Below are 10,681 nucleotides of genomic sequence, written 5' to 3'. Positions count from 1 at the left end.
TTGTTCTATTTTCATACTAGAATGCCTCAGAGGCTTACATATAATTTCTATAGTAAATTATTGTCCTTAGTAATAACTTTGCGTAAGTCCTTTTATATGTGCATAAACTTCAACTCCACTAACTACTTCCTCAACAGTCTCTTTATTCATTTTAATTCCTTTAACATCATTTACCCAACCATTTGGAGAAATAGCTTTAATGCCGTAGAATTCGCCTTCCTTATTTATAGCCTTTATATTGATAATATTTCCAGATTGAGTTACACCCTTAACATCTAACATATCTCCATCGGCTGATAAAGCCTTGATATCTATAATAGTTCCATCAACATCAATGGCTTTAACAGGCATATATTTGTCTTCAGTAACAAGAACTTTAACAGGTAATTGCTTCCCATTTACTAAAGCTTTAATATCTAATATACTACGTTGATTTTTATCTTGAATTGCTTTAACGTCAAAAATAGTACCGTCCTCCCCAATTGCCTTAATATCTAAAAGTTTCCCATCTGGATGAATAGCTTTAATATGCCATATAACTTCAGTCAAATTATTTTTGTCTGCATCACTTGAATCTTCAGTAATATTAATTTCTGGTGTTTCATTTTTACAGCCCATTAATAAAATAAATAAAACAAGAAAAGTTGCAATTCTTCTAGGCTTTAATTCAATAATAAAAGTGTTCATTTTTACAAAGTTTAATTGATTAGTATCTATACAAATAACAAAAATAAAATGGTATTATCTAATTTAGTTTGGCCGAATTTAATTTAATGACATTAAAAAATCTATGACATAAGTCACTTTTTTCAACGATCTATAAAACCGCTTTAAGGGCTTTTATTGAATATCTTTTCGCTTAAACTTAAACTGTAAATACCCATCAAATTCAATTTATTTATTATAAGTAATTCTACTTTCATGTTATGATTAAACACACCTCATAGCGCACCTTAAATCGAAAATATAACAGTTTAGTCTCTTAATTGTTTAATATATAAAGATGGATTTTAATGTCCTTTTTTTTAAAAAGACTTAAGAAATAAGTTTAATTAAAAGACAAATAAAAATGGATAAAACAGTAATAATAATAGCTATAGTATACAGCTATAAACTAGTTAAACTATTTACATATTGCATTATTTCAAATAAAAAAATAAGAACAATTGATGAAGTCAAATCTAACTCATATCAGATTAAAAAAACTACTTGAAATAATTGCCGAGCTTAGAAAAAAGAATAAATCCCCTTAAAACAAAAAAGCATCCCAATCTTCTATAAAGAAAAAAGGAAAGCTTTCCATCGGTTCAACTACGTAAACCACCCCATTTTACTGGGGACAACACAACTTCTTTAAAGTGCCAAAAAAAGCCCTAATTTCTCAGAGCTCTTTAGCAATTTTCGCGGTCTGGTGGACACCAATAAAAGGATATGTAATTATTTTTCTACTGAATGGATTGCATTAAGTAAGTCAAATAGAGCATTTGCCCTTGACCATAATATTGATGAAAAAACCGTTAGAAAGATTCTTCAAAAGGACGGTTATAGAATTCCTGTTAAAACCTTACAGATTATATGTGAAGCTAGGGAGATTAAATTATATGATTTCTTTAAACTTATTAATTTATAGTTAGCAATAGAAATTAGCTAATACAAAAGTTGACAACTTGTCAAGTTATTCTGATTATCAATTAGTATGAAAAGTCCAAATTTGACCTATAGCTTCGCCACCTTTATCGTCTTTAACTACAACTTTCCAATAATAAGTAGTTGAATTTGTTGTACTAACTACAAAAATTTGCGCATCCTGATTTTGGGATACTATTCCTGGCTGATCAGTTGTACCAAAATAAACATCAAAAGTTAATGGATTGTTATCTGCATCACTTCCTAACCATTCTAATGTAATGTCTCCCGAAGGTTTAGTTGAATTGAATTCTGGTTTTACTAACTCTGGAGCAAACGGCAAATGATTTGAAACACCAACTCCTTCAGTATATAAATTAAATGTGGTAGAATAATTACTTGATTCCTTTTTACTATCTACTGCTTGTACTCTCCAATAATATGCAATCCCTTTTTCTAGTGTATAAGTCTTTTTTGTTGCAGATAGGGTAGTGCTAAAAGCAATTTGAGAAAATTGATTGTCTTTTGCTATTTCTATTTTATAAGTTATTCCATCACCATCAATATCTGAAGACGCATTCCATTCAAAATCCAAAATATTGCTAATACATAACAAATTATTTGCAGGGTACACTAGTATGGGTATTGTTGGTGCATTGTTTTTTTGAACTGGTGGTGTTGGATTATCATCACCTGAACCTCCACTGCATCCATATAAAGCTAAACTAAGTAGAATAAATTTTAAAAATTGTTTCATTTCTAACGCTTTATTATTTTAAGATTAACAGGTTCATCTAAATACACTTTTACAAAATATATCCCCTCTTGCTGATCTTTTAGGCTGATGTTTACTTTACCATTTACCACCCTGTATTTTGATGTGGAAATTAACTGTGATTGAATGGTAAACAATTCTATTATTATTTCTTTATCTAAAATTGGCAATGAAATTTCAAAATCTCCTATTGTAGGGTTAGGAGAAGCAATTACCTCGTCAGCCAAATCAATCTTTTTTGATAATTTACCTTCACAAGATTTGCTTGTAGATACTTCAATTAAATCTCCATAAACTGCTTTGACAGAAAATGAAGAAGACATGGTTTGTAAAATTAAATCTCCATTAATAGAAACATAATATGGTGCCGTACCTTGTTCAATATCAATTGATACTTTTCCAGAATTAACAGATGATTTTCCAGAAATAGTAGTTCCTTCTGCTAAATCAATATTGTAGCATTGTTCAAAGCTCTCCAATGGAACTTTTATACAAAAATTATAGGTTCCAGGTGCTAAGTTATCAATAGTTAAACTACTTGTGAAACTGTAATCAACACCGTTAATTGAAAGAATATAATCTAGATTATTAATTGCTGAAATTATTATTTTACCATTATCTCTATCTGGACAGGTTTCACTAATACTCTCAATTGTAAAATTATTGGTTGGTAAGACTAAACAACCATCTGAATTTACTTGCTGATTTGGAGGTGTATTGGGGCATATATCTATATCATCTTCAACTCCATCATTATCCATATCATAATCTATAAATTCAACTGCTCCTATATCTATTTTATTTTCTGCTCCATTTATTCTCTGCTCTCCAAAAAAATCAAATTCAGGCAATGTTATTGGTAAATCAAGTGTTCCTGCATCTACACAAGGTGAATTATCCTTTAACTCAGGAACATTTTCTTCAAGAAATATTGGATCTCCTTGAAAATTGTTTTCTACAATAGCGTAAGCACTATCTCCTCTATTTTGCCCATAGTCCCCATTTGGGTTATTAAACAAAATATTATTAATAGCAGTATAGGTAGCGTTATCTCCATAAATTGCTTCGCCATTTATACCTGTTGAAGTATTATTTGTAATTGTATTGTTTACAATATAAGTATTTGTTTCACATAAAATACCTGAACCTTGACCCCAATAATATGTTATAGTATTTCCACTTATAAAATTATTTACTATTTGTGGGATTCCAAATGACGGCAATGTATATATTCCAACTCCTTCACTAGCTATATTGTTGGTAATTCTATTTCTACTTATAATTGGGGAAGATAAAGAAGTTGTAATTCCATGACCAATATTATTATTTATTAAATTCCCTTCTATTAAAACATTTCCTTCTAATGAACCCAATGAGATTCCTCCAACCTCATTATTTTCAATAATATTGTTTTTTACCACTATCTGATTGTCACTTATAACCTCAAAATAAGCTTCTCCCGTTAGATCTATAAGTGACGTAACATTACCGCCCATAGAATAATTGTTTCTAAAGATGTTATTCTCAATTTTAGTGTTGTCTGAATTCCAAGTATATATTGCCACAGAATAATCTGCCTCATTATTTTCAAAAACACAATTACTAACTATTATGTCTGAACTATATGCTTTTATACAAGCACCTTTATAACAAGTACTAGAACCTAATCCATAACCATGGCCATTATTATTCACAAATCTACAATTGTCAAATATAAAGCCATCGGCGTTATTAAGTCTAACAGCTCCTCCAAAGTAATTTGTATCACCACAAGAAAGATAAAAATTTCTAAAATAACTTATATCTGTAAACTTCATTATAGAATTAAGGTTATTCCCTACAAATTCAATTCCTTTCCATCCATTTAGTTCTCGTTCATAATAAAAATAGTTCCAATGTAGATTTTTATTCCAAAAATTAATGGTGTCCAGTGATGTGAAAATTACCCTTTCTTCTTCATTACCTATAGATCTTAAATCACCCTCTACTTTAATTCCATAATAACCAGAAAAGAGAACTTCTACATCTGGTTTAATATCCAATAACTCATTTTGAGGTATTATTATATCTCCACTTATAATATAAGGACTTAAAAACTTATTCCATTCCCCTGAAACAGGTCCTTCTAATATTATTGTTCCTGAAACAATAAAATCGGTTAAATTTTGGGTGTTACTATTTCCATTTGTATCCGTTACAGTTAATGAAACGTCAAATCTCCCATAATCAGAATATATATGCTCAGGAGCTATTTCATTAGAAAAATTTCCATCTCCAAAATCCCAATAATACAAGGCTATGGCTAAACTTCCTTTTTGTGAATTATTATTAAACTGTACACTAGTTCCTGCTTGAATTCTATTTTTATCAGCACTAAACCAAGCACCAGGAGGAAAATATTCTCCCATTTGATCAAATGTTAAAGCTCCTATATCTGATATAGATCCATCATCATTATGAATAGAAGGGTCACCGCCATCAATTTCTCTTGGCTTACTCGCCTGCATTGGAAAATTATTCCACAACAAACTAAAGTTGTCATTTTCATAGTCTACAAAACTAGGTGGAGCATCATAATTACCCTCACCTACTACCAGTTTTCTCAATCCAATCAAGTCTTCCAATCCATTAATATTTGAATAAGAGATATTAAATTGATCATATTCATTGGATCTCCCTATTGAAGTTGATTCATTATTTTGAATTATGCAATTAGTAAATTTCACTTCACTATTACTATCCCAATAAATAGTACTAGCTGATCCAGATAAGGCGTTTGAAAAAGTATTTTTAACGGCTGTTATGTTGAGTAAATTTACGAGTGATGATGCTATATGAATGGCTGTTCCATCTTTTAATGAATATAAACCATCTTCTGAGTATAAACTATTCTCATAAAGTAGAATATGAGAAATAGTAAAGTTTTCTAAATTTAAGAGACTGATTCCTCCTCCTCTATTTTCTGAACTATTATTAAAAACAGTACCATGTGATATATAAGTACTATTGGAATTTTCAACAGATATAGCTCCACCATAACCAACTAAATTTCTAACCCCTGCTACTTCAAAGTATTTTAAAATTGAGGCTTCACTACTATTTATAAAATGAATACCTCCCCAAAGATTAGCATTGTTCTTAAAAATTATTCTGTTTGTTTTATTGCCTTCAGCTATTAATTTTCCAAAGACATTAAATCTAATACCTTCATCAAATAAAACTTCAACTCCTGGTTCAATAATTAATTCTCCATTTAGATTAATATCTCCCTGGACTATGTAGGGAGAGCCTGAAAGATTCCACAAACCTGAAACATCCCCACCTGAAATAATTGTTTGCGAAGAGGCTTTAATTGAAAGTAATAAAGCTACTTGAATAATCAGAACAAAAATAATTTTCATCAAATGGTTATTTAGTTTACTTCCAAATATATAGTATTTCTCTGATATTATTTTTAGTCTTTTTCAGTAAATTGTTTTCCATTATATTTACAATATGTTCAAAAAATAATATTAGGATTTTTTATGCCACTATTTTGTTCTGCATGCAGGAAAACTATTACCAAAGGAATATATGATTTTTCAATGGATAATTATGCAATGCCATTATGTATGACATGTCAAAACGGCAAAGAAAAAAAGACGGAAACTAGAGACCAAAACATATCGGCATTATTAAGAGCCACACCTGAAGCTTTAAGATTAAAGACTGGACTAACAGATAAAGGTTGGAAAGTTATTCATGAAGACAAGGATAGACATAAACATGTTGACCTAGCAATCCATGAAGCTAAAATAGTAATTGAGGTCGATGGGTCACACCATAATAGCAATTCTAAACAAGGTATTTCTGATATTAAGAGGACTTTCCATGATTTTGTGAATAGGGATATTATTACTCTTAGAATCCCCAACTCAGTGATGAATGATAATGAGACAATTGAAGAAGTCGTGATAGTATTGGACAATTTGCTAAAAGAAAGAGTTAAGAAATTGGCAGAGGAGGAAACACTTAAAAAACAGGCAAAATTAGGAAGACTCTTCTATATAATTCTGATATTGGTCTTATTATACTTCTCTATAAAAAATTTGGGTTTAATTTAAACTATATGGGCAAAAAAATTCTAGCATATATATTCCGTTTATTAGGAATTCTAAGTGTTTTAAGCGTCATAGGTAATATTATGGGCTTACATACAGGAAAATTGACAGGAACAACTAATATTGTAAAGGTTGAATATTTTGGAGCTCTATTTCTAGCTGGTTTATTAGCTTATGTGTTTTTCAAATATTCTAATAGGTGGCTTAGAAAAAAACAAAACAATGAAATAGACAATATAGGTAAAGAGAGAAGCTAACCATCTTCTGTCAACTTTTATTTTAAAATTAAAAATACTTACAACATATGAGTTTTTTACCACAAAAACTGTTAGTTTTGATTAACAATTTATTAAAGAGCTGAAAATGACTAGACTTCTATTTTTAATATGTTTCATCATCTGCGGAACATTGTATTCACAAACTATTTGTAAAGTAATTAAGAGTGGCTCTTGGTATGAACCATCAAATTGGGATAACTATCCAGATGTAAATATTAGTAGCAATGAAGAGATTATTATACCAAAAAATTTTTATATCAACATTGATTCAGGCTATATAACAAATAATGGAAAAATTAGTATTACAGGTGGAACGTTAAACATATATCACGGTAAAGAACTCTGGAATAACGGAATTGTTGAAAATATCACAGGAAGTATTAGCAGCGATGGAACTATAAGAAATGGCAACATTATTATTAATAATTCGGGGTTGTATAATGGAAACTCATTTTATAATCATGGCACATTAACTAACAATGGCAGGTTTTATAATACTGGTTCAGGAAAGATTACTAATACAGGTTTAATTAATGGGTCAAATATTTTACAAAGCGGTAATTTTACAAATGCTGGTAATTTATCTCCTGGAAATTCACCAGGAACTTACATTCTTGACAATGATTATACCCATCAATCCACAGCCAATTTAAATATTGAAATAGGAGGAAAAACTGTTGGAACTGATTATGACCAATTAAGCATCAGTGGTCAAGCATCATTAAATGGGTCACTTACAATTACCCTTATTGAAAATTTCCAACCTGAGATTGGGGATAGTTTTAATATTTTAACTTCTAGTAATATCAATGGGTCTTTTGTCAACATAAATAAGCCTGACCTAGTTGATAAAGACTGGTTAGTTACATATAATAGTGATTCAGTAAGTCTTTCTGTTGTGAGTTCATTATCAGTTTTAAAAAATGAAGATATTGATAGTTCATATGTTTATCCAAACCCAACCTCAAATAAAATATACGTTGAAAGTAAATCACCAATTGCTAAGTTGAAAATTTATAATCAATTTGGGAAAGTTGTTTTATTAGCAGATTATCAAGATTCAGTTGATGTATCTTCGCTATACTCAGGTTTATATTTTATAACTATTGAAAATTCTTATGGCTACTCTGAAACTAAAAAATTTGTAAAAGAATAATTAAAAGGAAAGCTAACCACTCCCCTTTAATTTTTTCATCTCTATACTAATCCGCTTCTCAACCACTTTACCATAACTTTCCTGAGTTGTCTGCATTTTACTATGACCTAATAAGCTACTAACTATCTCCATAGGCACATCGTTAAATAACAAGACTGTACTAGCAAATGTTTTTCTAGCTATATGATGAGTTAAATTAAACTCAATACCAACAAAATCTGCTATTTCTTTTAAATAAGCATTAAACTTGACGTTAGACATTCTGGAAAACACATAATCATTAGATTCATTATTATACTGCTCCATAATTTCCTTTGCTTTGGGCAATAATGGTACTTTATAGCTCCTTGAAGTTTTATTCCTGTAAATGTTTAACCATAACTCACCATCAAATTCAGTAGTGATATTTTGTTTTTTAAGATTAACCATTTCTTTAAAACCTAAACCTGTATAACAGCAAAACACGAACATATCTTTTATCTGTTGGATCCTCTTGATTTTAAAACTGGTTTCCTCAAGCTTTTTAAGTTGCTCTGGCGATAGAAATAACACCTCCTTTTTAACTCTTTTTGCTTTGTAAAGCATGAAAGGGTCTTTATCTAAATAATCTTCAGCTACAGCATATCTAATTACCTTTCTAAATCTCTGTATAGCCTTATTTAATGTGCTCTGCTGGAACTTCTTTTCTGTCTTAAGGAAATACTCGTAATGCTCAATAAAACTGCTTTTAATAGCCTTTAATTGGATGTCCTTAGCTCTGAATTTATGCTTTAGAAAACTTTGAAGATGTACTCCAGATTCTAAATACTTTTGGTATGTAACAAGTTGTATATCTATGCCTAATAGTTTCTTAATTCTAGCACTATGTAAGTTATAAACTTCCATTACACCATATCCCTTTTTAGGGGTTTCACCTTTATATTGTGAATAGATATCATCTACATTAAAATCAGTTCCTTTAACTTGTAGAAATAAAAAAGCCTGACTAAGTTTTGTTCTTATCAGGCTTAATTGTGTTTCAATTAAATTAGCATCAGGTTCTTCTGGCTTAATTTCTTGTTGTTTACTCAACCAATTTACAGGATTTATAAATATTCCTGTTGAGAATTCTTTACGTTCATTATTGTATGTCAATCTACACCTAACTGGACATTTCCCAGTAGAATTAGTTTTAGCTTTATACAATAGAAATAATATATTTAATTTCATGATTATTAAGTTTTTAGTTAGAAAATCAATGGTACACCTTTGAAGAATTAGGTACACCTAATTGGACACCTTTTTGAAAGATAAAAAAGGCTATAAAACAAAAAAGCATCCCAATCTTCTATAAAGAAAAAGGAAAGCTTTCCGTTGAATTAAAAATTAAGCGGTTTTAAAAAGTTACACCAAAGCTATACATACGAGGAAAAAAACACTGTCTGTCATTACAGGTTTGATAATAGAGGTTTCCTTCTAATTTCAAATTCTTATGTTCAACATCCCTATCATACTTCAAAGTCACTATAACATCAAATTCTTTGCTTAGAACCCTATGTGTAATTTTATTTAAAATAACCGTATCATAGTGGACATTTACAAATTCATATTTTATGACATGAGATCCATATGGAGGATCAAAGGTGATTTCTGTTGGAATGAGATTATCTAGGGTTTCAGATAACGCCTGAATGTGATAACCCTCAAGAATTTCAAATGGAATAGTAATGCTTATAACTTCATCTTGTTTATTAATTTTAATATCATCATCAACTAATCTTACAAATTGTTTTTGCTGACAACAAAGTAAACTGAATAACAAACACCATATTATGTTATAAAAGCTCATCAAGTTTATTTTTGAGTTGTATTAATTCAGCATCAAAATTTTTACTATCTAAAAGGGACATGAATTGTATATAACCCTCTGGGTCTATTAAAATGTTAGAAGCTAACATAACCTCATCTCTAGCCAAATCAGGTAGGACATCTTTGGGAGCAAAACTTGCGGCCACATTACCATTAATATCCAATAAAATAGGGAATGTTAAATTATACTTGTCTTTTAATTTTTCCCTAACTAATTCTACTGATTCTTTAACGTCAATCAGCATTACTTCTACATTCCTTTCTTTATAGTCTTGATAAAGCTTTTCAAGATGAGGGGCCTCTGCGTTGCAAAACGGACACCAAGTTGTTGCTATGTGTATAATTACATATTTCCCCTTGTAATCATCTATGCTAACAGGTTTATCTTCCAATGTATATAATAAAAAACCAGGTACTTTAATAGGCTTTTCAATAACATTAGATGTTGGCTGGGTCTCTTTTTCCTCCTTTTCGGTCTGTTTACAACTAGAAACAAAAACGCTCAAAAACAGAACAATCAAACAAAATACGGTTGTGTTTTTATAAAAATACATATAAAAAGATTTAAATGTAGGTTAGTATCTCAGGGTAAAATGTACTTTTATTGGGCTTGTTTATGATATAAAAGTAAATTTACAAATTATCTGGATACAGACAAAAACAAAAAAGCATCCCAATCTTCTATAAAGAAAAAAGGAAAGCTTCCAATTGGATTAAGTTTAAAATCCATTTCACTGAATGTGAAAGGCTCTAAAGCTCAGGAAACAGTAACTCCACTAATTTGGCAGAAAAACTATGTGTTAGCTTTTACTTTTTTTTTATGTTTTTTTACTTGGCTTTTACCTTTTTTCGAACTAGCTCTATTTTTTAACTGGTGAAACTCTGCAGAACCGGGTTT

The 10,681-nt window shown here is 30.0% G+C and carries 9 protein-coding genes; 3 read left to right on the top strand and 6 right to left on the bottom strand.

Going from position 1 to position 10,681, the window contains the following annotated elements:
* Positions 1-66 precede the first annotated feature (66 nt).
* The 3 genes from CSW08_RS12530 to CSW08_RS12515 form a co-directional block, all read right to left on the bottom strand.
* Complete coding sequence (locus CSW08_RS12530; RefSeq protein ID WP_106658036.1) at positions 67-687, bottom strand: DUF7486 family protein; 621 nt, start codon at positions 685-687, stop codon at positions 67-69.
* 1,000 nt (positions 688-1,687) lie between these two features.
* On the bottom strand, positions 1,688-2,383 hold the full coding sequence (locus tag CSW08_RS12520) for a fibronectin type III domain-containing protein (RefSeq protein ID WP_106660219.1): 696 nt from the start codon (positions 2,381-2,383) through the stop codon (positions 1,688-1,690).
* Positions 2,384-2,385: 2 nt separating this feature from the next.
* On the bottom strand, positions 2,386-5,802 hold the full coding sequence (locus tag CSW08_RS12515; RefSeq protein WP_106660218.1) for a PKD domain-containing protein: 3,417 nt from the start codon (positions 5,800-5,802) through the stop codon (positions 2,386-2,388).
* A 123-nt stretch (positions 5,803-5,925) separates the two neighbouring features.
* On the opposite strand from CSW08_RS12515, the gene CSW08_RS12510 reads away from it, so the two are divergent.
* The 3 genes from CSW08_RS12510 (at position 5,926) to CSW08_RS12500 (ending at position 7,935) form a co-directional block, all read left to right on the top strand.
* On the top strand, positions 5,926-6,504 hold the full coding sequence (locus CSW08_RS12510) for a PDDEXK family nuclease (protein WP_106660217.1): 579 nt from the start codon (positions 5,926-5,928) through the stop codon (positions 6,502-6,504).
* A 5-nt stretch (positions 6,505-6,509) separates the two neighbouring features.
* A complete protein-coding gene (locus tag CSW08_RS12505) occupies positions 6,510-6,758 on the top strand; it encodes a hypothetical protein (RefSeq protein WP_106660216.1) in 249 nt (82 codons plus the stop codon).
* Between the two features lie 106 nt (positions 6,759-6,864).
* Positions 6,865-7,935 carry a T9SS type A sorting domain-containing protein gene (locus CSW08_RS12500; RefSeq protein ID WP_106660215.1) on the top strand — a complete coding sequence of 357 codons (1,071 nt, stop codon included), beginning with the start codon at positions 6,865-6,867 and terminating at the stop codon, positions 7,933-7,935.
* A 12-nt stretch (positions 7,936-7,947) separates the two neighbouring features.
* Here the strand turns inward: CSW08_RS12500 and CSW08_RS12495 are convergent, their stop codons facing one another.
* The 3 genes from CSW08_RS12495 to CSW08_RS12485 form a co-directional block, all read right to left on the bottom strand.
* Complete coding sequence (locus CSW08_RS12495; protein WP_106660214.1) at positions 7,948-9,144, bottom strand: site-specific integrase; 1,197 nt, start codon at positions 9,142-9,144, stop codon at positions 7,948-7,950.
* A gap of 166 nt (positions 9,145-9,310) precedes the next feature.
* The gene (locus CSW08_RS12490; RefSeq protein ID WP_106660213.1) at positions 9,311-9,763 is read right to left on the bottom strand and encodes a hypothetical protein; all 453 of its coding nucleotides are present in this window, start codon (positions 9,761-9,763) and stop codon (positions 9,311-9,313) included.
* Positions 9,750-10,337 (bottom strand): TlpA family protein disulfide reductase, encoded by a 588-nt coding sequence (locus CSW08_RS12485; protein WP_106660212.1) that lies wholly within the window; start codon positions 10,335-10,337, stop codon positions 9,750-9,752. Before CSW08_RS12485 ends, CSW08_RS12490 begins: the two co-directional genes overlap by 14 nt.
* Positions 10,338-10,681 lie beyond the last annotated feature (344 nt).

It is taken from the genome of Confluentibacter flavum, from assembly GCF_002843175.1.
Classification (GTDB): domain Bacteria; phylum Bacteroidota; class Bacteroidia; order Flavobacteriales; family Flavobacteriaceae; genus Confluentibacter; species Confluentibacter flavum.
This window is presented reverse-complemented; position numbering and strand designations above follow the sequence as displayed.

Coding starts and splice junctions, on each gene's coding strand:
- CSW08_RS12490 (WP_106660213.1), bottom strand. CDS start 9,763: ATGAGCTTTTATAACATAATATGGTGTTTGTTATTCAGTTTACTTTGT.
- CSW08_RS12515 (WP_106660218.1), bottom strand. CDS start 5,802: ATGAAAATTATTTTTGTTCTGATTATTCAAGTAGCTTTATTACTTTCA.
- CSW08_RS12485 (WP_106660212.1), bottom strand. CDS start 10,337: ATGTATTTTTATAAAAACACAACCGTATTTTGTTTGATTGTTCTGTTT.
- CSW08_RS12495 (WP_106660214.1), bottom strand. CDS start 9,144: ATGAAATTAAATATATTATTTCTATTGTATAAAGCTAAAACTAATTCT.
- CSW08_RS12500 (WP_106660215.1), top strand. CDS start 6,865: ATGACTAGACTTCTATTTTTAATATGTTTCATCATCTGCGGAACATTG.
- CSW08_RS12520 (WP_106660219.1), bottom strand. CDS start 2,383: ATGAAACAATTTTTAAAATTTATTCTACTTAGTTTAGCTTTATATGGA.
- CSW08_RS12510 (WP_106660217.1), top strand. CDS start 5,926: ATGCCACTATTTTGTTCTGCATGCAGGAAAACTATTACCAAAGGAATA.
- CSW08_RS12505 (WP_106660216.1), top strand. CDS start 6,510: ATGGGCAAAAAAATTCTAGCATATATATTCCGTTTATTAGGAATTCTA.
- CSW08_RS12530 (WP_106658036.1), bottom strand. CDS start 687: ATGAACACTTTTATTATTGAATTAAAGCCTAGAAGAATTGCAACTTTT.